Origin of the sequence: Catenuloplanes nepalensis, from assembly GCF_030811575.1 — a bacterium.
Lineage (GTDB): Bacteria > Actinomycetota > Actinomycetes > Mycobacteriales > Micromonosporaceae > Catenuloplanes > Catenuloplanes nepalensis.
Map to the genome: position 1 here is coordinate 1,151,263 of NZ_JAUSRA010000001.1, position 20,105 is coordinate 1,171,367.

General features: G+C 66.3%; 19 protein-coding genes and 1 pseudogene. 9 read left to right on the top strand and 11 right to left on the bottom strand.

Annotation, left to right across the window (positions count from 1 at the left end; all coding sequences use genetic code 11):
* Positions 1 to 35 precede the first annotated feature (35 nt).
* Positions 36 to 743 carry a hypothetical protein gene (locus tag J2S43_RS04850; protein WP_306827345.1) on the top strand — a complete coding sequence of 236 codons (708 nt, stop codon included), beginning with the start codon at positions 36 to 38 and terminating at the stop codon, positions 741 to 743.
* Between the two features lie 543 nt (positions 744 to 1,286).
* On the opposite strand, the gene J2S43_RS04855 is transcribed toward J2S43_RS04850, so the two are convergent.
* The gene (locus J2S43_RS04855) at positions 1,287 to 1,796 is read right to left on the bottom strand and encodes a hypothetical protein (protein ID WP_306827346.1); all 510 of its coding nucleotides are present in this window, start codon (positions 1,794 to 1,796) and stop codon (positions 1,287 to 1,289) included.
* Between the two features lie 127 nt (positions 1,797 to 1,923).
* On the opposite strand from J2S43_RS04855, the gene J2S43_RS04860 reads away from it, so the two are divergent.
* The 3 genes from J2S43_RS04860 to J2S43_RS04870 all read left to right on the top strand — a co-directional run bounded on the left by J2S43_RS04860 (position 1,924) and on the right by J2S43_RS04870 (position 4,592).
* Positions 1,924 to 3,321 (top strand): IS1380 family transposase, encoded by a 1,398-nt coding sequence (locus tag J2S43_RS04860; RefSeq protein WP_306827326.1) that lies wholly within the window; start codon positions 1,924 to 1,926, stop codon positions 3,319 to 3,321.
* Positions 3,322 to 3,726: 405 nt separating this feature from the next.
* Positions 3,727 to 4,287: a hypothetical protein gene (locus J2S43_RS04865; protein WP_306827347.1), complete on the top strand. Its 561-nt coding sequence runs from the start codon at positions 3,727 to 3,729 to the stop codon at positions 4,285 to 4,287.
* Positions 4,284 to 4,592: a hypothetical protein gene (locus J2S43_RS04870; RefSeq protein WP_306827348.1), complete on the top strand. Its 309-nt coding sequence runs from the start codon at positions 4,284 to 4,286 to the stop codon at positions 4,590 to 4,592. Before J2S43_RS04865 ends, J2S43_RS04870 begins: the two co-directional genes overlap by 4 nt.
* A 224-nt stretch (positions 4,593 to 4,816) precedes the next feature.
* Here the strand turns inward: J2S43_RS04870 and J2S43_RS04875 are convergent, their stop codons facing one another.
* Both J2S43_RS04875 and J2S43_RS04880 read right to left on the bottom strand, forming a co-directional pair.
* Positions 4,817 to 5,041, bottom strand: coding sequence for a DUF397 domain-containing protein (locus tag J2S43_RS04875; RefSeq protein WP_306827349.1), 225 nt, complete (start codon positions 5,039 to 5,041; stop codon positions 4,817 to 4,819).
* Positions 5,028 to 5,897: a helix-turn-helix domain-containing protein gene (locus J2S43_RS04880; RefSeq protein ID WP_306827350.1), complete on the bottom strand. Its 870-nt coding sequence runs from the start codon at positions 5,895 to 5,897 to the stop codon at positions 5,028 to 5,030. The genes J2S43_RS04875 and J2S43_RS04880 overlap by 14 nt, the downstream gene beginning before the upstream one ends.
* A 398-nt stretch (positions 5,898 to 6,295) precedes the next feature.
* On the opposite strand from J2S43_RS04880, the gene J2S43_RS04885 reads away from it, so the two are divergent.
* Entirely contained in the window at positions 6,296 to 6,748 is a 453-nt protein-coding gene (locus tag J2S43_RS04885; protein WP_306827351.1) for a recombinase zinc ribbon domain-containing protein, read from the top strand.
* A gap of 47 nt (positions 6,749 to 6,795) precedes the next feature.
* Here J2S43_RS04885 and J2S43_RS04890 read toward each other — a convergent pair whose 3' ends face one another.
* The gene (locus J2S43_RS04890) at positions 6,796 to 6,966 is read right to left on the bottom strand and encodes a hypothetical protein (protein ID WP_306827352.1); all 171 of its coding nucleotides are present in this window, start codon (positions 6,964 to 6,966) and stop codon (positions 6,796 to 6,798) included.
* Between the two features lie 264 nt (positions 6,967 to 7,230).
* Between J2S43_RS04890 and J2S43_RS04895 the strand changes: the two genes are divergently transcribed.
* Together J2S43_RS04895 and J2S43_RS04900 are read left to right on the top strand one after the other, a co-directional pair.
* On the top strand, positions 7,231 to 7,794 hold the full coding sequence (locus tag J2S43_RS04895; protein WP_306827353.1) for a hypothetical protein: 564 nt from the start codon (positions 7,231 to 7,233) through the stop codon (positions 7,792 to 7,794).
* Between the two features lie 282 nt (positions 7,795 to 8,076).
* Positions 8,077 to 8,859 (top strand): inositol monophosphatase family protein, encoded by a 783-nt coding sequence (locus J2S43_RS04900; protein ID WP_306827354.1) that lies wholly within the window; start codon positions 8,077 to 8,079, stop codon positions 8,857 to 8,859.
* A gap of 170 nt (positions 8,860 to 9,029) precedes the next feature.
* Here the strand turns inward: J2S43_RS04900 and J2S43_RS04905 are convergent, their stop codons facing one another.
* The 3 genes from J2S43_RS04905 to J2S43_RS04915 all read right to left on the bottom strand — a co-directional run bounded on the left by J2S43_RS04905 (position 9,030) and on the right by J2S43_RS04915 (position 11,250).
* Positions 9,030 to 9,509, bottom strand: coding sequence for an NUDIX hydrolase (locus tag J2S43_RS04905; RefSeq protein ID WP_306827355.1), 480 nt, complete (start codon positions 9,507 to 9,509; stop codon positions 9,030 to 9,032).
* Between the two features lie 233 nt (positions 9,510 to 9,742).
* Positions 9,743 to 10,783, bottom strand: a complete 1,041-nt coding sequence (locus tag J2S43_RS04910) for a protein-L-isoaspartate O-methyltransferase family protein (RefSeq protein WP_306827356.1) — start codon at positions 10,781 to 10,783, stop codon at positions 9,743 to 9,745.
* Positions 10,780 to 11,250: a hypothetical protein gene (locus J2S43_RS04915; RefSeq protein ID WP_306827357.1), complete on the bottom strand. Its 471-nt coding sequence runs from the start codon at positions 11,248 to 11,250 to the stop codon at positions 10,780 to 10,782. The genes J2S43_RS04910 and J2S43_RS04915 overlap by 4 nt, the downstream gene beginning before the upstream one ends.
* Positions 11,251 to 12,082: 832 nt before the next feature.
* Between J2S43_RS04915 and J2S43_RS04920 the strand changes: the two genes are divergently transcribed.
* The gene (locus J2S43_RS04920) at positions 12,083 to 12,301 is read left to right on the top strand and encodes a hypothetical protein (RefSeq protein WP_306827358.1); all 219 of its coding nucleotides are present in this window, start codon (positions 12,083 to 12,085) and stop codon (positions 12,299 to 12,301) included.
* 38 nt (positions 12,302 to 12,339) lie between these two features.
* Here the strand turns inward: J2S43_RS04920 and J2S43_RS04925 are convergent, their stop codons facing one another.
* The 3 genes from J2S43_RS04925 to J2S43_RS04935 all read right to left on the bottom strand — a co-directional run bounded on the left by J2S43_RS04925 (position 12,340) and on the right by J2S43_RS04935 (position 16,815).
* On the bottom strand, positions 12,340 to 12,660 hold the full coding sequence (locus tag J2S43_RS04925) for a DUF6300 family protein (RefSeq protein WP_306827359.1): 321 nt from the start codon (positions 12,658 to 12,660) through the stop codon (positions 12,340 to 12,342).
* Positions 12,660 to 16,199, bottom strand: a complete 3,540-nt coding sequence (gene dnaE / locus J2S43_RS04930) for a DNA polymerase III subunit alpha (RefSeq protein ID WP_306827360.1) — start codon at positions 16,197 to 16,199, stop codon at positions 12,660 to 12,662. The genes J2S43_RS04925 and dnaE overlap by 1 nt, the downstream gene beginning before the upstream one ends.
* Positions 16,200 to 16,581: 382 nt before the next feature.
* The gene (locus tag J2S43_RS04935) at positions 16,582 to 16,815 is read right to left on the bottom strand and encodes a transposase family protein (protein ID WP_306827361.1); all 234 of its coding nucleotides are present in this window, start codon (positions 16,813 to 16,815) and stop codon (positions 16,582 to 16,584) included.
* A gap of 118 nt (positions 16,816 to 16,933) precedes the next feature.
* On the opposite strand from J2S43_RS04935, the gene J2S43_RS04940 reads away from it, so the two are divergent.
* The gene (locus J2S43_RS04940; RefSeq protein ID WP_306827308.1) at positions 16,934 to 18,427 is read left to right on the top strand and encodes an IS4 family transposase; all 1,494 of its coding nucleotides are present in this window, start codon (positions 16,934 to 16,936) and stop codon (positions 18,425 to 18,427) included.
* A 7-nt stretch (positions 18,428 to 18,434) separates the two neighbouring features.
* Here J2S43_RS04940 and J2S43_RS04945 read toward each other — a convergent pair.
* Positions 18,435 to 19,910, bottom strand: a pseudogene (locus J2S43_RS04945) (ISAzo13 family transposase); the annotation flags it as partial.
* Positions 19,911 to 20,105: the final 195 nt, after the last annotated feature.

Consider the following 20,105-nt stretch of genomic DNA (forward strand, 5'->3'; position numbering starts at 1 on the left):
TGCGCGGCGGGCTGGGGTTCCTGGGCGGTGGTGGCATGATTCTGGCCGTGGGCAGCTATCCCGAGGACACCGATCGGCGGCAGGGCTTGGCCAAGGTTGTCGAAATGGGAATTGCGGCAGTGCCGGGCATCGGCGGCCCCCTGCAGATCGCGTTCCAGGAGGCGGCTGGTCGGCGTCTGACCGATCGGCGGACGCGATGGTTGAACGAACTGGCCGATAAAGTGTGCCGTCTTCAGGACCAGGTCGGCGACTTCGACCATCTCCTCGACCAGGACACGTTCATGGACGCGGTGACTACGGCATCGCAGATTGCCGACTGGACATCACGCACCGAGAAGCTGGAGTTACTGCGCAACGCGGTGGTGAACTCTGTCCTGCCGGACGCGCCGGACGACGACACCCAGCAGCTCTTCTTCGACATGCTCGATCGGTTCACACCTACCCATGTGTGGCTGCTGACGTTGCTATCTGACCCGCCCGGCTGGTTCACGCGGCACCACCTCAACAAGCCGAACGTGATGATGGGCGGCAAGTCGGCGGTCATCGAGGCCGGCATGCCCGAACTGTCCAGCCGCAAGGACCTCATCGACCGATACGCCGCCGCGCTGAGCAGCGCTGGGCTGATCGCACAGTCGCTCAATGGCATGATGACCGAGGCTGGCCTGTGGGCGTCAGCCACGACACCGCTGGCCATCGACTTCCTGGCGTTCGTCGCCGATCCGGAAAGCGACGCGGTAGCCTAACCGCCGCCACCTTGGTGCATGGCTCTCTATGAAACGGCAGCGGCCCTCCGCGTGATTAAGTCGGCGGCAGGTGCCGCCAACTGGCGCTCCCGCTTCTCGACCTCGACGGGGATACCGACGCCACCCACGGCGGCAGGGAGACGCCCGTCTCGGCTACCAACAGCGCCGTAACGAGCAGCGTTGGAACCCCGCGGGTTCGTCGATGGGCGACGACAGATCGGTGGCGTCAAACTCGACCACGGCGATGACGGGCGCCTAGCCAACTGGCTGGACGGCTGGTACGGCTGGTTGATCCGACGGGCCTTTCCTCAGTTCCCTCTCTGACCGACCATCCGTAGATACGCAAAGCAGCAACAGCGCTCGGCCTACGCGCCCCGTCCTCGTCGCGCAATCCACCGCCTCGAACGAGACATCGGGGGCCAACTACTGGAACGCGCATCCCGTCACCGCGCCATGCGCCTGACCTCGCTCGGCGAACAGGCCATCGCAGCAATCCGCGATCTCGGCTCTCGTCACCCTGAAGTATTCTCAGGGCGACACGGGTCACGGGCAGGGTGACCGGCCAGCGAGTCTTTCAGCCACGGCTGCGATGACAGTCGTTGAGTCCGCGCTCCAGACCGGCTCGGGACCGGCCTGCCGAACGACGAATCCGCACTCCCTCGCGAACTTCTCCCGGGCAGCACGATTCGGCCTCTCCTTGTCGATACTCAACAGGATGAGTCCATGCTCCGGTGCGACGGAGTCGACCAGCCGCTGCATCAGACAGGTCCCGAGACGGATGCCGGGGCGCGTCACGGCAACCAGATCGACCCAGAAGACCGGACCGGTCCGGTCCCCGCTTCGTACATGCTCTACTGCCTCTGCTTCAGGCAGGGTATGTCCGTAGATCATTCCGATGACCTCGTAGTCGTCCGCATCCTCGACGTTGTCGTCAAGCGCTGCGAACCAGACGCAGCCCGCGAAGCTGGTGGCGTGTTCAGGCCAGTTTGCTTCCATCACAAGGAATGAGCCGACGGCATCCTCAAGGCCGGGTGATCCCGGAACAATCTTCATCCTTAGCCTCGGCCCTTCGTTAAGGGCCTGTCCAAGGACTGGACAAAAACGAAGAAGTGCCTTCCGATCAGGGAAAATAGGACTTGTCGAGGGTCCAAAAGTTCCTGTCACGAAAGGCACTTGCAGGGTGCAGACTACCGCAACACGTCCGAAGATCATGGTGACCGGCGGCGGGCGGGGCGTGGTCGGTCACGCCGGCACCCGGCTGCTCACCGACCTGGCCGACGCGACCGGTCTGACCAGCGCGTTCAGTGATGCCCTCGCCGGGCTGCGGCAGCGGCAGCGCGGGCATGACCCGGGCCGGATAGCCGTCGACCTCGCGGTGATGCTCGCCGACGGCGGGAAGGCCATCGCGGACCTGGCGGTGCTGCGGGACCAGCAGGGGCTGTTCGGGCCGGTCGCGTCCGACCCGACCGCGTGGCGGCTGCTGTCCCGACTCGACGAGCCGGCCCTGGCCGTGCTCCGGGCCGCCCGCGCCCAGGCCCGCGAGGTCGCCTGGGCCCAGCACGCCGAGGCCCGCGGTGACCTGCCCCAACCGGCGGTCGCCGGCCGGCAGGTCGACGGGTTGGTCCTCGACATCGACGCGACCATCGTGGCCTGTCACTCGGAGAAGGAGTCGGCGACCCGGACCTGGAAGAAGACGTTCGGGTTCCATCCGCTGCTGTGTTTCCTGGACAACACCGGTGAAGCCCTCGCCGGTCTGCTGCGGGAGGGCCGGGCCGGGTCGAACACGACCGCCGATCACATCACCGTCCTGGACCAGGCCCTCGCCCAGATCCCCGACGCCGTCCGGCATGGGACCCCGCTCCTGCTGCGCTCGGACGCGGCCGGGTCCACGCACGGCTTCCTGGCCCACATCCGGTCGCTGCGGGAGCAGCACCACGACATCCGGTTCAGCGTCGGCGCCGCGATCACCGCACCCGTCCGGGAAGCGATCCTGGCCGCGACCGACTGGGTCCCGGCCATCGACACCGACGGTGACCTGCGCGACCACGCCGAGGTCTGCGAGATCACCGGCCTGCTCGACACCACCGGCTGGCCGGACGGCACCCGCTTCATCGTCCGCCGGGAACGACCACACCCCGGCGCCCAACTGTCCCTGTTCGACACCATCGAAGGCTGGCGGCATCAGATGGTCGCCACCGATACCCCACCCGGCAACGGCAGCATCCAGCACCTGGAAGCCCGCCACCGCGCCCACGCCCGGGTCGAGGACCGCATCCGGACCGGGAAGAACACCGGCTTCGGCCGATTCCCGTCCCGCCATTTTGCGATCAACCAGGCCTGGCTCGAACTCGCCCTGACCGGCATCGACCTCCTCGCCTGGACCCGCACCCTCCTCCTCGACGGCGACCTCGCCACCGCCGAACCCAAGAAACTGCGCTACCGGCTGCTACACGTCGCCGCCCGACTCACCCGCACCGCCCGCCGGACCCGCCTCGCCATCGCCGCCGACTGGCCCTGGACCGACGCCCTGACCAGCGCATTCAGCCGCCTCGCCGCACTACCCCGACCCACCGGCTGACCCGCAGCCCACGCCACGACCAGCAACACGGAGGAACCCGGCCAAGCGCCGGGCCCTCAACATGCCCCCAAAATATCGACAAACGGGCAAACCAGACTCATCGAGCAACGGCTATGGATTGACATCTAAGTGAAAGACCGAGGCTAGGTAGTACCGGACACCGGCGGTCGGCCGCAGCTCAACGGCCCTGGCCTACGGCGAAAGCATCTGCGCGGCCGCGAGCCGAACCTGCGCGACACCGCCGCAAGGCTGGTCATCACCAAGGGGTGGAAGAAGGGCCGCACGCGTCTGCCGCGCGGTCCCCCTGAGCCCGGGGCCACTTAGCCGATCTCATCTTTACAAACCGGGTTTGCAATGATGAACTACCTGGAGATGATAACGGTGCAAGCATGATGGGGCGGGGTCGTGGCGATTCGGCTGAAGCTTGGCAGTTACGAGACTGTACGGAACGACCCGGTCGGGCGGACCCACATCGGGTACTTCCCCCGGATGACCGAACAGGAGGCGTGGGAAGCCGGCCGGGCCATGTGGAAGATGAACGCCGACAAGGCCCGCCGGCAACGCTTCGCGCTCATCGTCGGCGAGGGCATCGTCCGCGCGGTCGGCGAGATCACCGACCTTGCCGAACACGACATCGGCATCGGGCGCCGCATCGAACTGCGCGGCCAGGTCCTGCCCGAGGGCCACCCGGTCCGGGGGGCGTACCTCGGCCAGACTGATCCAGTGGCCAACGGGTCGCAGAACCCCGTCGGGTACTGCGAACTATCCGAGGAGCTGCCGTTTCTGCACCGGCCCTGCGCCTGCGGCTGCGGCAAGGAAGGCGATCGGGACTTCCTGTCCGGACACGACGTGCGCGCCATCCAGGCCCGCGTCCGCGAGCACTTCGCGGGCTCGCCGCTGAAGTTCGTGCAGTGGGTCGACCAGACGCTCGCCGCCACCCCGGCAGCCCGGCAGCCGACGCGGTGACCCGGCTGACCCGCTGGGCCTGGCCACCCGGACACCCCCGGCTGCCCCTCACCGTCGTCGGACACGGCCAGATCACCCACGCCGGCCTGCAACCCAGCCGGCGGCTCCTCGCCCTGATCGACGACGCTCCGCCTGAGCGGTGGGGCGTGCTGTTCATCAGCGATGCCCGAGGCCGCAAGTGGACCCTGTACTCGCCGGACGCCGACTACACCACGATGTTCGCCCCCGCCGCCCACACCCTCGACATCACCCTGAGCGTATTCGCCGAGAAGTTCCCCGGCTGGAACACCGGCTGGCGGCTGTAATGCCACCGCCGCGCTGTTGAGTGACAGGCGAATGTCAGTACCCTCGACGATGGCGTTTGCCAGTGGCCTTGCTGGTCACTGCGCGGTAGCGGTTCCTGGCCCGGCTCACAACGATTGCGCTGCAGCCTCGACTACCCGCTGCGGCGATGGCCGGCCAGTCGCGTTCCGGTCCGGCTGATCGCTGCCGCGGCTCGTCGTCGGCGTCAGTGCTGCGCTGGTGCCGGTCAGGGGTGGCCGGTGCCGCTGCGGTTGATAAGGCCGTCTCCGAGTGCGCCGGTCAGTGCGGTCCAGGCGGTGGCAGAGACGGTGAACGTCGGCCCGTGCGGGTTCTTGCTGTCGCGGATCTCGACGCCCTCCGGCCAGCGTCGCGCTTCGACGCATTCGCCGGAGGAGGCGCTGCGGGACGACTTGCGCCATGCGGGGCCGAGCGGGAGGCTACTGCGGGCCATAATGCTGCTCCTTGAACTCGGTGATGAATCCGAGCGACTCCGTAGGCGGTAGCGCCAGGTGGCGTAGCTGGGCGAAGACGTCGTGGAGGTGCTGTATCTCTTCTGGTTTCTCCACGAACATTTCCCCGCCGGGGGTTTCCAGGTAGCCGAGCCCGGGTTCGCCGGCGCCGAAGGCCAGCAGCGCGAACGGGCCGCTTTCGGCCAGGTGGGCGCCGGTCGTGAACGGGAGTACCTGCAGTTCGATGTTGCGCTGCTGCTGGCACACCTGGACCAGGTGATCGAGTTGCGCGCTCATGACGGCGGGGCCGCCGACATCGGTGCGCAGGGCTGCCTCAGAGATGATCGCGGTCAGCTTCAGTGGCCGGTCGGGCTTGCGGAGCAGATCCTGCCGTTCGAGGCGGGCGGCGACCAGGCGTGCGTGCCGGTCGGGTTCGTGGCGCCAGCGCACGCCGATGACTTCCGCGGCGTACTCGCGGGTCTGGAGCTGGCCGGGGATCCGGGCGAGCTGGACGTTGCCGGCCCACTCCGCCTCGTCCTCGTAGGCGATGTACTTCGTGTAGTGGCCGCTGAGCGTGGCGCCGTAGGCGTTCCACCAGTTCGTTTCACGGGCCTCGCGCGCCAGGCTCACCATCTGCTGGTAGAGGGCACTGGTGGCGTCGAGGTCGTAGAGGCTGAGCAGTTCCATGACGTCGCCGGGAGTTGGCAGGGTCGTGCCGTTTTCCTGGCGGCTGATCTTCGCCGGGCTGCATCTCATGGCGGCGGCGACCTGTTCCTGGCTGAGTCCTTTGGCGGTGCGCTGCTGGAGAAGGGTGAGCCCGAGCCGGCGTGAGCGCGGTGTCGCGGGCCGGGCTGCCATGGTCGTTCTCCTCCGTCGTCGGCTGTGCATTCCTAACACACAGCATCCGCCGCCAAGCCGACGACCACGCTAGATTCCAGTGCAAGTGCACGAGTGAATTTGCACCGGTGCACTTGCACCGGACTTGGTTGGTGGTGCAGGCTGTGTCACAGCACATCACCGGCATCACGCGACACCGGCTTTCTGGGTAGACGCGCCTGATCGCTGTGCCCGGCGACGCCCGCCGCGCGATGCCATACCGCGTCCTGCATGACGCGGGCGCCTGAAGAGCCGGCTCGCCGCCACCGCCCCACCGGCGACGAGCCGGCCGACACGCCACCGGAGGCATCGTGCCGCACCACCCCCTCACCGCAACGTCATCGCCAAGGTCCCGCGCCCCTCGCGCACGCTCCACTCCCGTGTCGCCGCCATGCCGCCAGGCCAGCCCCGTTCCGGGCGGCCTTGATGCCGAACCGGCCTGGCACCTCGGCGCGGACCAGCAGGCCGCGCTCGCCGCCGCCGTGGATCTCCTGCCGACAACCCTGGACCGGCCACCATTCAGCTTTCTGCTCAATGGCTTGATCGTGCACGCCCGCTGCGGGCGGCCGATGCAGGCCGGCTACCACGCGGACCGGCCTGTCTACTCCTGCGCCACAACGGCCTGTGAGAACGCGTGGATCAGCGCGGTGCCGCTCGAACGCGCGGTCACCCGCCGGATCCTGCGGCCGACGACCGGGGGAGCGCTGCCATCGCGTCACGAGCGCCGACCGTGGCTGCACCAGCGTGTGCGCCAGATCCGAGTTGGCGACTGCTGGAATCGCTACGCCATCTGCTACCACGCCGTCAGCGCGGCACCCCAGTCGATGGCATGACATCGCAGGTCCCGCCAGCAGTCCCTGGCCTCCACGCCAAGCCCCACTCATCCAACATCATGATAGAGACGGACAACCAGATGCCTTCTGTGCCCGACGCTGCCCCAGGCGAGCAGCCCAGCCCCGCCGATTTCACGACCGCCTCCCGCGAACGGTGCTGGAACATCGAGGCGCTTGGTGTCCACGAAGTCGCCGGACCGGACCGTCACCGTGATCATGACGGGCACCGGAAAGGTAAGCGTGGAGCTCGTTTCGGATGTGCGGACGCTGCACATCGCCCAGAGCCTGCAGAGACAGCCTCACGCGGTCGCCCGGGGCGCCGATACCGCATACCGGCAATCCCACAGCCCGGCCCAGGAACGGGTCCTCTCCCAGCCGCCGGACGAGTTGTGAGGCGTACCGTGGCGGCGTTCGCCCTTGTCGTGGCCTTTGCCGCAGGCGGGTGCGAGGGCGGCGGTCCCGGTGCAGTCCCGGCCGATCCGGTGACCGGCACGGCGGCGACGCCTGACCCGGCCGGGACGACGAGGCTGCAGGCCGCTCCGCCGCTGTCGGACTGCGCGGCGCTCGCGCCGCTGGTCCCTGCCTCGATCTCGCACGGCATGGGCGTGGACACCGGCGCGCCCGCGCCCGCAGCCGGCGACGAGGCATACCTGGTGGGCTGCGGCCTGGTGGGACCGTCCGCGGCCGACGCGAGACTCCGGCTCGGCATGCAGATCAACATCATCAGGCCGCGCGTCGATCCGTACGAGTCGAAGCCGCTCGCGGACTGGCTGCGCACCAAGCCGGCGCAGCTGACCAGGGGCACCGACTGCACCGCGGAGGCACCGTGGGCGCAGGCGCCGAACGGCAGCCGGTGCGTGCGCGACGCCGGGCCCCCGCCGCAGCGGACAGTCGTGGTGGCCGGGGCCGGCCGCGGCACCGCCGTCCAGGTGCGGGTGACCGCGATGCAGCTCGACCAGGCGAACCCGGTCCCGGCCGACGTGGCACAGGCCGCGAGCGACCGGGCCGCCGAGGAGACGTACAAGGCGATCTCCGCCACGGTCTAGGAGATCCGGATGCCTATATCAGCACCGAATTCGCTGGCTCTGAAGAAATGCGGCCCAGCGGCACCGCTACCAACCGGACCGGGCCCCCCGGATCCATGCGGAGCCGCCGCGCGGCTTGTCACCGTCGACCGGCACAAGCCACGGCGAGGCGACGGTCCTGCGCCGGCCGGCCTCCCGCTGGCGGGACCACGCGGACCGGGCCACCGCCACCGGGCCAGATCCCCCGGAACACCGCGAACACATCCGACATGACCAGCCGAATCGGCTCAGCACAGGAGACCGTTGATCGACCACCACACGGATCTACAGCTCGCGCTCCATACCGCCCGTCGAGCGGGGGACGTCATGCGGAGATGCCTCGGTGCTACTGCTGAGGCCAAGGCGGACGGCACCCTTGTCACCGACGCGGACAAGCAGATCAACGCCTTGGTGAGTGAGGCGGTTGCCGGCCGCGGTGATCTCATGCTGGGTGAGGAGGACGACGAGTACGTCGCGCCGACCAGCGGCCGGGTGTGGGTGTGTGATCCGGTCGATGGCACGTGGCTGTTCGCGGCTGGTGTGCCGGGGCCGGCGTTTTCCCTGGCCCTGGTGGTTGACGGCGTTTCGCGCATCGGCGTGGTGCACGACCCCTGGACCGACCGCCTGATCCACGCCACGGCCGGCGCGGGCGCGTTCATCAACGGCCGTCCGCTTGCGGTGAACACCGTCGACGATATGGCCGCAGCCTGCCTGGTCCTGCCAGGGAACCGGGTTTCCGCCTTCGACGCTGGCTGGTTGTTCGCGCAGGCGGTCGACGCGGGCGCTGACGTGGTCACGACCGGATCGGCGGTGCATGACGCGGTGATGGTGCCGCTGGGATTCGCCGCCGGAGCGGTCTACCCGTATACCTCGCCGTGGGACATGGCCGCCATAGCCGTAATTGTCATTGAGGCTGGCGGTCGGATCTCCGACCTGCACGGCTCCGGCCAGCGATACGACGGGCCGATCAAAGGCGCGGTCATCAGCAACGACCGGATCCATGACCGGCTCTTGGCGATGGTCGCCGCAGCTTCCGACGCGCGATGACCGGCCGCCGGATGCTCATGACCGCGCTGGCTCACTCGCGCAGCGCGACGGCGAACCAGCTGGTGAGCGGTGCAGACGCCGAGTAGTCGCTGCGAGTGGGGCACCGTCTGTGCTCCGCCAGTACGCCAGCCGGTCGACGGCGCGTGCATTCGTCGATGTTTATTGGCGGTCTACCAGTGGTCTTTGGCCCAGGACGCTGCGGCGGTGATCAGGTTGGGCAGTTCGGTCGGAGTATGCAGTCGGGCAACGTCGGTCACCGGCACCCATCGGACCGCATCCACCTCAGCCAGCTGTGCGGTCAAGGGCTTGCCTGCGGTGGCCGGTCGGCAGACGTAGACCATATCGATGTGGTGGTGCGGGCCGGTGGTGTCGTCCTTTACAGGCGCCTCGATGATCGCGAACGGCACCGGGTGGCTTCGGACGGCCGGGTGGACGAACAGCGGGCCGGTGATGATCGTGACGGCGAGGCCGGTCTCCTCCCGGGTTTCCCGGATCGCGGCAGACGCGGGGTCCTCGTTGGCGTCGACGTGTCCGCCGGGGTAGAGCCACAGCCCGGACTTGCGATGCTGAATCAGCAGGACCTGGCCGTTGCCGTCGAGCACGACCGCGGAGGCTGTCGTGTGACGGATCACCACTTCGGTCTCGGGCATATCAGCTGTCTTCTCTCGGGTAGTCGGGCGTGCGGTCTGAGCAGAGACCGCCAGTGTCAGCGGGAACGTCGTTGATGGAGCATGAGATGGAGTTCGGCTTCAGGCTGGTGGGTGGCGGCTGGCATCCGGCATCCGGCTTCAGCCCAGCGGCGTGGTCGATGACGACGGCCTCCCTTTCCGCAGGCTCCGGAGCTTGCGGGTGAGTAGGTGAGTTCGCCGATGTGGCACCCCGGTCATCGCTGGTCGGCGGGTGGCGGCAAGTAGGTGCGAAGGTCCCAGCCGGCAAGGTCGTTCTCGTGTAGTACGAGCTCGGTGGGGTATGAGTCGGCGGTCGGGCGACCGGCCGCCTCCCACTGGATCAACCAGGTCCTTAAGGCGGCCAGGGATGGCGAGTGCGCGGAATCGGCGAGAACGGAACCGTCGGCCAGGACCACGGCGGCCGAATGCGGGGTCGTATGCCCGATGCCGCGAATCTTGTTTCGCAGAGACACGAGGCTCACCTGCGGGTCGCCGAGCGTAGCCGTATAGAGGCTCCACGATCGCCATGCGGGTGGCGCCCGGTGATACGTTTCGGCGTATCCGGCGTGCAACAGCTGGTCGAGCGATGCCCGTGCTCCGGTGCGCTGTGGATCGTCGGCGCGCCAGCCGATGGCGATCCAGGAAGGATCCGGCTGGTAGTCGCAGTAGTCGACCCAGCGTCCGGGTATGGTCAAGGCGTCGTCGACTGCGGTCTCGGTACTTTGCGCATAGCCGCCACCGGTGACCGCATGCACCCACGGCTGGCCCTCCTCGACGGTGATCGTGGCAATCAGCGTGGTGGAGGGAAGTTCGGCGATCGGTAGGCAGGCGACGATTCGCCCGCCGTCGATGATCTGATCTGTCCATGCCCGCGGAAGCCGCGGCGGCGCGCACCACGCGACGGCCCGGTGATATCCCGCGGAGGACGGGTATCTGGCGAGCCCGTCGGCAACTCGGATGTCTACGCCGCGGACGCCGCGTTCTTGGTGGATGGCTGTGGCGCGGGCGACGAGTTCGTCGCTGATGTCGATGCTGGTGACCTGGCCGTGCGGCCCGCACAGCTGGGCGAGGATCGCGCCGCTGTACCCCGAGCCGGTACCGATCTCCAGAATGCGGTCACCGGGCCGCACGTCCAGCGCTGCGATGTCACGGCGGATGGCCTCCGGATCCGAACGGTGCACCGTCTCGCCCCACCGCGGGTGGTGGGTGTAGACGCGTTCGGGGACGGCGGCGAAGGCGTCGTCGAGGGCGGTCACCACCGGCCTCCGGGCTCGCCTAGCCGGTCCGGTCGCGCGGCCCGGCCGGGGTGTGGCTCGGCCAATGGTGCCTCCTTGCTCGTCGGGTTTGTTGCCGTGGCCCGCAGAGGTGTTCGCCAGGCTTTCCAGGGCAGGAGCACCACGCTGGCCAGCAATATGGCGGCGAGCGCGACCAGAGCGGTGCGGGCGCCGAGGGTAGCGGCGGCCAGTCCGGCGGCGGCGATCACTATCGGCTGGGCGATTTTGCTGCTGATCGACCATGTGGTGGCGACCCGGGTCAGGTAGCCGTCGGCGGTGCTGTGCATACGGTAGGTGGTGAAGGCCGGATTGAATACACACCTGCGCACAGCAGCAGCATCATGTCCGCGGCGATGATCAGCGTCATGCCTGCCGTGGTGCCGGGTGCGGCAGGCAGGACTCCCATCCAACAGACAGCGGGCGGCGACGGTGACCAGCAGGGTCGGCATCAGGACGGCACGGAGACGGGGATGCTGGCGGCGTTGACGGCGAGCGCGCCGAGCGCGGACACCAGGATCCCGCGACCGGCGGGCCGCCCTGGCGCGCAGCCGACGCTGAGTGTGGCCTTGAACGTCGGAGGTTGAGGCCTTCGCAGGTATCCGAATAAGTTGATGCCCGCGCGGCCGCAGGGTCACCAGTTCGCCCCGTTTCGGCACAGCCCTGACGGGCGATGGAACGCCGCACAGGCCTTCTACTGCGTAGCGTCCCGGACAATGACGCGCCGGGGCACCCCGCACCTGCTTCGCAATGGTCCCGTAATCTCCCTGGAGTACGCGACCGGGCCGGGCCGGAGCTGGACAGGAAGGAACCTCCTGCAGTGGACAAGGCACGAGAACGCCTCGCGCGGTGCTACGGCGATGCCCTGGAGCAGTTCTCGCAGTGTGCGCGGGCGATGCGTGACGGAGAATGGGCGTATCTCGCTGACCTGTCCGGGCAGCTCGAGCAGTCGGCGCGGGACCTCGCGGCAGCGGCCGCAGCCGCGGGCCGGGGCCGGATCCCCGCAGCAGCGGCGTACGATGTACTTACTCTGACTATCCGGGACCATACGTCAGAGGTGGCGCTCGCTCTGCATGCGCCCCGGAGCGTCCCGGTGGCTTCCAGGGCCAGCTTCCACACCTTGCCTTTGCCGCCTCTCTCTGCGCTCGGTGGCGGGCCTGAGACTGCTCCGGAACAAGCGTGAAAAGCATCTCGGGGCGTACGGGCCCTCAGTCCTCCCGGACTAGTCGGCACGGCACGCAACAGAGGACGACCGCGGCGGCTGATCGGATCTGGCTGCAACGGATGATGGTGTCGTTGCACCTGGCGCGGGACCTGCACGTTATGGGTGCGGCGCAACTCGTCGATCGGATCCACATATATGAGACGGTTGGCGAGCTACCGGACGATGTGATCGAGCAGACTCGCACGGTCCTCGCCGCCACTGAAAAACTGGTTCGCACCGACAGGCCGGGTTGGGCGGCTGTGATCCGCGAGGAGCTGTCTCATCTCGGGCTGATGTGACCGGCGCGTCTTAATCCTGCCCTGCAGTTCCGATCAAGTTACGAGTCGAAGTCGCCACGGTGGAACGCTTCGACGTCCTGTTCGAACGCTTCTTGGCTGACTACCGCTGGTTCCGGGAGCTGCTGCAGCCATTCCTGCACCAGACGAGCGAACGACAGCGACGACGCAGCGTCAACAGTAGGTGTCAAAGCGAAAAAGGCGAGTAGTCCTTGCGCTGCGGCGTCGTCGGCATGGCAGTGCGGGCACAATTCGTAGGTGGTCGTCGCGTTGCGAAATCTCGGGTGCGGCACGGTGGCGGACAGTAGTAGTTCCGTTCCGCAGGCAGAGCACGGCAGTTGCGGTGTCAGTTGGATGTCCACTATTCCAGGCATCCTGCGCCCAGGAGCGCTTTAAGCTCGCTGCTTAGGTTGACCGATGCCTCCACGCGGTGGTTTTTCAGGTCAAGCAGCATCGTACGACTGCCGTCTCGCAGCCGCATGTGCACCGGTGACTTGCCGGGGTAGCTGCCTAGGATCCGGCGTAGGTCTTCGGTGAGAGCGGTAGTCACCCGGGGCAGGTCCATGGTGATGGTCACCGGGGGGTTCGCGGCGAGGTCGCTGTCGGATAATTCGAGGACCTTCATGTCAGACCCGAAAACGGACGTCGCGTTCTCGCGGTGGTTGACCCGACCCTGCACGGCGATGATTCGGTCCGTTATCAGTTCGTGGCCGATCAACTCGTAGTTCTTCGGAAAGAAAAGCACCTCGATTGACCCGGTGAGGTCTTCCAGCTTCACGATGGCCCAGAGAGCGCCGGCCTTGTTCGTGCGGCGCTCGATCCCGGAGATTAATCCGGCAAGGACGACGTTGGCCCGGTCTGGAGTATCGTCTCCGATTTCGGCGATCAAAGTGTCTGATTCACGCTTAAGGATGCGCTCGGCGCCGGCCAGCGGGTGATCGGAGACGTATAGACCGAGCATCTCGCGTTCGAATGCGAGTTTGGTTCTGCGGTCCCATTCTTCTGCTGAATACTCCGCTGGCAGTCCGACGCCACCCGTGGCAGAATTGTCGGCTTCCATCATGCCGCTGAAAAGGTCGTATTGGCCAAAAGCCTCACGCTTCTTGACCTCAACCGCGATGTCAATAGCGGCTTCGTGATGTTCTAGCAGTCCCTTGCGAGTGTGGCCCATGGAATCGAAGGCGCCGGCTTTGATTAGGGACTCCACGACGCGTTTGTTGCACGCGACGATTTCGATCTTCTCGATGAAATCATTGAAATCGTCGAACGCGCCTTTGGTGCTGCGAGTGGCGATGACGGAATCGACCACATTTGCCCCGACGTTACGTACGGCCTGCAGGCCGAATCTGATGTTACCGTCGACAGGAGTGAATGGACCGGAGGATTCGTTGACGTCCGGTGGCAGTACGGTGATTCCCATACGTCGGCATTCTGCAAGATATACGGCCATCTTTTTCTGGTCGTCCCCAACGCTTGTCAGTAGGGCTGACATGTATTCCGCCGGGTAGTTCGCCTTCATGAAGGCGGTCCAGAACGACAGTACTCCGTAGCCAGCGGTATGGCTTTTATTGAACGCATAGCCAGCGAACGGAAGGAGGATGTCCCACAGCGTCTTGATCGCTTCGTCGCTGTACTGGTTGGCCTTCATTCCGGCCTCGAAGCCGACGAACTCCTCATCCAGTACTGACTTCTTCTTCTTGCCCATGGCGCGCCGCAGCAGGTCAGCGCGCCCGAGGGAGTATCCGGCCGCTTTCCGGGCAATGGCGAGGACCTGCTCCTGGAATACGATCAGCCCGTAGGTCGGGTCGAGGATTTCGCCGAGAGTTTCTCGGAATTCCTCGTGGATCGGCACGACGGGCTTGCGTCCGTTCTTGCGGTCCGCGTAGTCGATGTGCGCGTTGGCCGCCATGGGGCCGGGCCGGTACAGGGCTAGGACGGCGGCGATGTCGACGTACTCGGTCGGCTCCATTGCCTTGAGCAAGTTCCGCATCGGGCCGCCGTCGAGTTGGAAAACTCCAAGGGTGTCGCCCGTGGCGAGTAGTTCGTAGGTCTTCTTGTCCTCGAGTCGGTGGGCGCTCCAGTCGAACTCGGGGTCATGGTTCTGGCGGATGTTAAAGATTGCATCATCGATGATCTTGAGGTTGCGCAGTCCGAGGAAGTCCATCTTGAGGAGCCCGAGTGATTCGCAGGCAGGGTAGTCCCAGGCGCTGATGATCATGCCATCGTCCGGGCGGGCGACTACCGGGATGACGTCCTGCAACGATTCGCGGGACAGGATGGTGCCAGCGGCATGTACCCCGGTTTGGCGGATTAGGCCCTCGATGCCCACCGCGGTGTCGTAGATCTGCTGGTATTCGGGGCTGCTGGCGAGCAATGCGCGAAACTCGGCTGCTTCGGCGTAACGCGGGTGCTGGGAGTCGGTGATCCCGCTCAATGGAATGTCCTTGGCCATGACCGGAGGTGGCATCGCTTTAGTGAGCTTATCGCCAATAGCGTAAGGGAAACCCAGGACCCTTGTGGCGTCCTTTAGTGCAGCCTTGCTCTTGATCGTCCCGAAGGTTACGATCTGGCAGACCTTGTCTGTGCCGTATTTCTGATTGACGTATGCGATGATTTCGCTTCGCCGACTTTCGTCGAAGTCCAGATCGATGTCGGGCATAGACACGCGTTCGGGGTTTAGGAACCGCTCGAAGATTAGCCCATGGTAGATCGGATCGAGTTCGATAATCTCGAGCGCGTAAGCGACAAGGCAGCCGGTCGCCGAACCACGCCCCGGGGCGTAGCGGATCTTCTCCTCGCGGGCGAAACGCAGCAGGTCGGCGACGACCAAGAAATAGGAGGGGAATCCCATCTGGAAAATGATCCCCAGCTCGTACCTGATCCGTTCGCGATACCCGTCGGGGATGCCATCGGGGAACCGCCTGTCCAGGCCTCGCCAGGTTTCTTTCTCCAGCCAACTCTCCTGCGTCTCACCTTCCGGTACCTCAAACAGGGGCATGCGGTTTACTTCAGTGAAGATCGGCTTGTACGACTCGACGCGTTCGGCGATTAGAAGCGTGTTGCTACAGCCCTGCTGCCACGCCTCGGACGAGTCCATGGCGCGCATCTGCTCGGCCGGTTTGACAAAGTATCCGCTGCCATCAAATCTAAAGCGGTTCGGGTCAGCCACGTTACTGCCGGTCTGTACGCACAGCAGTACATCGTGTGCCTTGGCCTGGTGCTCGTGCGTGTAGTGCGAATCGTTGGTGACCACCGGTTTGATGCCGAGCTTGCGGCCGATCTCAAGCAGGCCGTCGCGGACCCGGCGTTCGATCTCGATCCCGTGGTCCATGATCTCGAGGAAATAGTTGTCCCTGCCCAGTACTTCCTGGTATTGTGCCGCAGACTTAAGCGCCTCGTCGAACTGGCCTAGACGTAGCCGTGTTTGCACTGCACCGGACGGACAGCCTGTGGTGCCCATGATCCCTTCGGCGTGTTCGGCAATGAGATTGAAGTCCATCCGAGGCCATTTGCCGAACTGGCCTTCGATGGACGCTAGAGACGACAACTTCATCAGGTTCTTCAACCCGGCAGGATTACGCGCCCACATCGTCATGTGGGTGTAAGCCCCGCTGCCGGAAACGTCGTCCTTTTTCTGCTCCGGACTTCCCCACCGAATGCGCTTCTTGTCGAACCGCGACTCTGGCGCGACGTAAGGTTCGATACCGATGATGGGCTTGACACCTGCAGCTACTGCCTGGTGATAGAAGTCGTACGCTCCGTACAGGTTGCCGTGGTCGGTGATGGCAGCGGCGGGCATTCCGAGGCGGGCAGCCTCGGCCATGACCTCTTTGATCCGGGCGGCCCCGTCGAGCATCGAGTACTCGGTGTGGACGTGCAGATGAACGAAGCTTTCAGCCATGGCACCTCTCCCAGCCCTGCCGCGGCCGTGGATCTTATCGGCCGACCGCGCAAGCCTAGTAGTGCCGACGCGAGGACCGGCACCCATGACACGCCTTCGAGACACTCCCCACGGCAAGCTGCTGCCGCGCGACGCTGCGAAACTGACGGGCCGGCTCGACGGGCCCCAGGTCGCGCCGCGCGAGTACCTCGATTCCGTCGGCGTTTCCACTCAGGGTTGGCCGATCTCTGCGCCAGCGCTGCGGGGGTTCGCTAGTCGTCCATGCCCATCCCCCGCGGCCAGTCCTCTCAACGTAGAGGTAGGGCGGCGCTCCGCCTGCGCCAGCCGCGCGACGACGTTGCGGGCAAAGGGCTTGCAGAGAAATAACACGCTGCTTTGATCTTTACGCGCGGGTTTTCTGCTGCGCGGTGGTGGCTGCGAGCAGGTTGACCAGGGACTTGGGTGGGGTTGGTGCGGCGGCGATGCGGGTTCCGTGTTCGTCGAGGAGACGCTGAGTCTCGGCGATGGCTCTGCGGATGGTGGCGCGGCTTGTGGTGAACAGATGTGCGAGGGTGTTGTCGGGTAGGCCCAGGCGAAGGTGCAGAACGGTGGCCAGGACCCACTGACCTAAACTCAAGACCGTTTGGTGGTCAATAGTCCTTTTTCGGCCGCTGGTGGGCCGGGTGCGAGATATGAAGAAGCTCCTGATAGGACATGGGATTGACTAGATCAACATGTTCCAACCAGGAGCTTCGGTGGCCGATTCTGCCATGGTGTCCGCCGGCGTGGTGCGACAGCCCGCTGATCAGCGGGAGGCGTTGCGGTCGGCGGTGATCGCCGGCCCGGCCGGGTTCGGCGTGCTGGACGAGCGGGTGACCGGCCGGTTGTGGCCGGTCCTGGCGGAGCCGGAACTGATCGAGCGGGCACAGGCCGAGGCCGGGCATGTCGATGGCCGCCGGCGGGTGCTGACCGGCGCGGTCACCGCGATGATCGTGCTCGGATTGTGCCTGTTCCGCCGGGAAAGCGTCGATGTGGTGACCGCCCGGGTTACCGCACCGATCCCGCGGGTCCGGGTAGAGGGCACCCCGAGCGGGCCGGCGGTGTCCAAGGCTCGCGCCCGGGTGCCGGCCGCGGTGTGGCAACGACTGTTCGCCGCCGCCGCAGCCGATATGCCGCCGGCGGGAACCGAGTCGTACGCGTTCGGTCTGCTGGCGACCGCGATCGACGGCACCGTGTTCGACCTGGCCGACACGGCCGCGATGCGCGAGCGGTTCACCACCCCGGCCGGAGGCCGGTTCCCGCAGGCCCGGATGGTCGCTCTGGTGACCTGCGGCAACCGATGGATCCAAGCGGCCCGGATCGGCTCGTCCGGTGTCAGCGAACAGGTCCTGGCCGACTCGCTGATCAGCGAGCTGCGGCCGGGCACGATCAACCTGGCCGATCGCGGGTTCTTCTCGATGGACCGCTGGGTCCGCGCGTCCACGACCGGAGCGCACCTGGTGTGGCGGGTCAAGAACGGCGCCCGGAGCCTGCCCGCCCGCCTGGACAAGACACTGCCCGACGCCTCCGCCCGGGTGATGCTGCACGAGTCCGACCAGATGCTCGCCCGGCGCCGCAAAACCTGCGGCGACAAGAGCCTGCCCCGGCTGCAACCAGTACTCACCCGGCTGGTCGAGTTCACCGTGACCAGCCGCGACCGCAGCGGCCGACCGATCAAGACCAGCCGGTATCGGGTGTTGACCACCCTGCTCGACCACCACCGCTACCCCGCCGATCAGATCGCCGCACTGTATGCCGAACGCTGGCAGATCGAACTGACCTACGCACGATTGAAGGTCACGCTCCGCGAGCCCGGCACCCGCCTGCGCGGGCAGGCCCCAGAACTGGCCTACCAGGAACTCTGGGCCCTGCTCACGGTCTACAACGCCCTCGTACGCCTCGCCGTTACCACCGCAACCGATCTGAACATCGACCCAGACGCGATCAGCTTCACCGCCGTACTCGCCCTGACCCGCAACCTGCTCGCCGCCGACCGCGGCCCCTGCGTCAACTGCGGACACCACGATCCCCACCCGGCCACCGCACTGGTCGCCGCTATCGCCAGCCAGCCCCTCACACGCCACCACCGACAACGCAGCGGACCACGAACACCCGCTCAACGTGAAACAGAACGTACCCGCAACGTCACGTACGAGATAACCATCAACCCGCCAGAACTACCCACAACCACCAAAACGGCCAAAGTTTAGGTCAGTGGGCCAGGACCCGGTCTGGGAACGCGAACGCCGGTGGCCGTCCGGATCGTGGTGCGTGAGGGCGGATTCCGTTGTGGTCGGCGGTTTTCAGGGCTTGTCGGTATGCCGTGTGGATGGCTTCTCGGTGGGTGTCGCGCAGGGCGTTCAGCGCGGTGGTCAGGGTAGTTAGTTCTTCGGTGGTCATGCCTGTGAACGCGTGATGTGCCAACGTGTCCGGTGCCGGTTCCTGGGCGCCGCCGCCGGTCGTTGCGGTGGCGTCGGTGGGGATGGTCGGTGGGTGCAGGGTGTAGTTCCAGTCGCCGTGGAAGGTGTGCCGGGCGATCGGGAGGGCGGCTATCTGGGCGTCACTGATCTGGATGCCGGTGGGGTATTCGCCGGTGTCGAGCTGGGCGTGCACGCTCAGGCCGGCCTCGGTCGTGGTCGCCGCGATGGACTGCAGGATGACCTCGTGGCTGGTCAGGGGCCGGCCGCGCCAGTTCATAGTGATGTGGCAGAACAGCCGGTGCTCGATCTTGTTCCATTTGGAGGTGCCCGGGGGTAGGTGGCAGACGGTGATGGCCAGGCCGGTCTCGGCAGCCAGGGCGGCGAGTTCGGTCTTGAAGGCGCGGCTGCGGTAGCCGTTGGATCCGCCGGCGTCGGCGGTGATCAGTAGCCGGGTCGCGGCGGGGTAGTCGCGGGTGCCGGCGTCGTGCCACCAGCGGCGGATCGATTCGACCGCGAACGCGGCGGTGTCGTGATCGGTGCCGACGTTGACCCAGCCGGTGTTCGCGGTGATGTCGTAGATGCCGTAGGGCACGGCCTTACCGACGCTGTCGCCGGGAAAGTCGTGGGTGTTGACCCTGACCGGGTCACCTGTTGGGCGCCACTCCCGGCCGGTGTTCTTGAAGTCCCCCAAAAGTTCTTTCTTCTTGGTGTCGACGCTGATCACCGGCTGCCCGCCGTCACGGTGGACGCGGGCCTGCTCATTGAGATATCGGAACTGTCCGTCACGGTCGGGATGTTGCTTGCCTTCCAAGGTCTTGGTGTTGCCCTGCAGGCTGAAACCATCTGCCCGCAACAGATCCGCAACCGTGTCGGCGGAGACCCGGTGTCCCTGAGCGGTCAGCTCACCGGCGAGGTTCCGGGTCGATTTGGTGGTCCACCGCAGCGGTGACATCGGATCTCCGCGCTCATCCGGCTCGACCAGGGCCAGTAACGCCGGAAGCAGCCCGGGATCAAGGTCGACGGCTCGTTTACGGCCCCCGCCGGGCCTGCGGGTCCGGCCCAAGGGTGCAGCACCGGCGTCGAGTTCGTCGACGCCCAGCGCGACGGTCGCTTCCCGGACCCCGGCTGCCCGCGCCACTGCGCGGATCCCGCCATGGCCCAGCACCCGTGCCTCAGCACCCATCACCAACCGGCGCTGACGCTCATCGAGATGCGGGAAGATCGCCTGGAACTTCACCACCAGCTGCTCTTGAACCTCCACCATGACGCCCATAACAGATCAACGGACCACAATCCGACAAGCTACGGGTTATTTCTCTGCAAGCCCAAACGGGGGTAGCACATTTGCTGCGGAGTGATCGACGGAGCGGCGAGTGAGTACGGCCACGCGAACCCTGGCTGCCGGTGCATCAACAGTGCCTCCGCCAGCCCGGCCCGTTCCGGTGGCGGTTGGGTATGCTCGCGGATT

Excerpts from the sequence above, each read along its gene's own strand:
- J2S43_RS04875 (WP_306827349.1), bottom strand. The coding sequence starts at position 5,041 with ATGGCCCGCAGTAGCCTCCCGCTCGGCCCCGCATGGCGCAAGTCGTCC.
- J2S43_RS04905 (WP_306827355.1), bottom strand. The coding sequence starts at position 9,509 with ATGCCCGAGACCGAAGTGGTGATCCGTCACACGACAGCCTCCGCGGTC.
- dnaE (WP_306827360.1), bottom strand. The coding sequence starts at position 16,199 with ATGGCTGAAAGCTTCGTTCATCTGCACGTCCACACCGAGTACTCGATG.
- J2S43_RS04920 (WP_306827358.1), top strand. The coding sequence starts at position 12,083 with ATGATGGTGTCGTTGCACCTGGCGCGGGACCTGCACGTTATGGGTGCG.
- J2S43_RS04890 (WP_306827352.1), bottom strand. The coding sequence starts at position 6,966 with ATGATCACGGTGACGGTCCGGTCCGGCGACTTCGTGGACACCAAGCGC.
- J2S43_RS04850 (WP_306827345.1), top strand. The coding sequence starts at position 36 with ATGATTCTGGCCGTGGGCAGCTATCCCGAGGACACCGATCGGCGGCAG.
- J2S43_RS04855 (WP_306827346.1), bottom strand. The coding sequence starts at position 1,796 with ATGAAGATTGTTCCGGGATCACCCGGCCTTGAGGATGCCGTCGGCTCA.
- J2S43_RS04880 (WP_306827350.1), bottom strand. The coding sequence starts at position 5,897 with ATGGCAGCCCGGCCCGCGACACCGCGCTCACGCCGGCTCGGGCTCACC.
- J2S43_RS04915 (WP_306827357.1), bottom strand. The coding sequence starts at position 11,250 with ATGCCGACCCTGCTGGTCACCGTCGCCGCCCGCTGTCTGTTGGATGGG.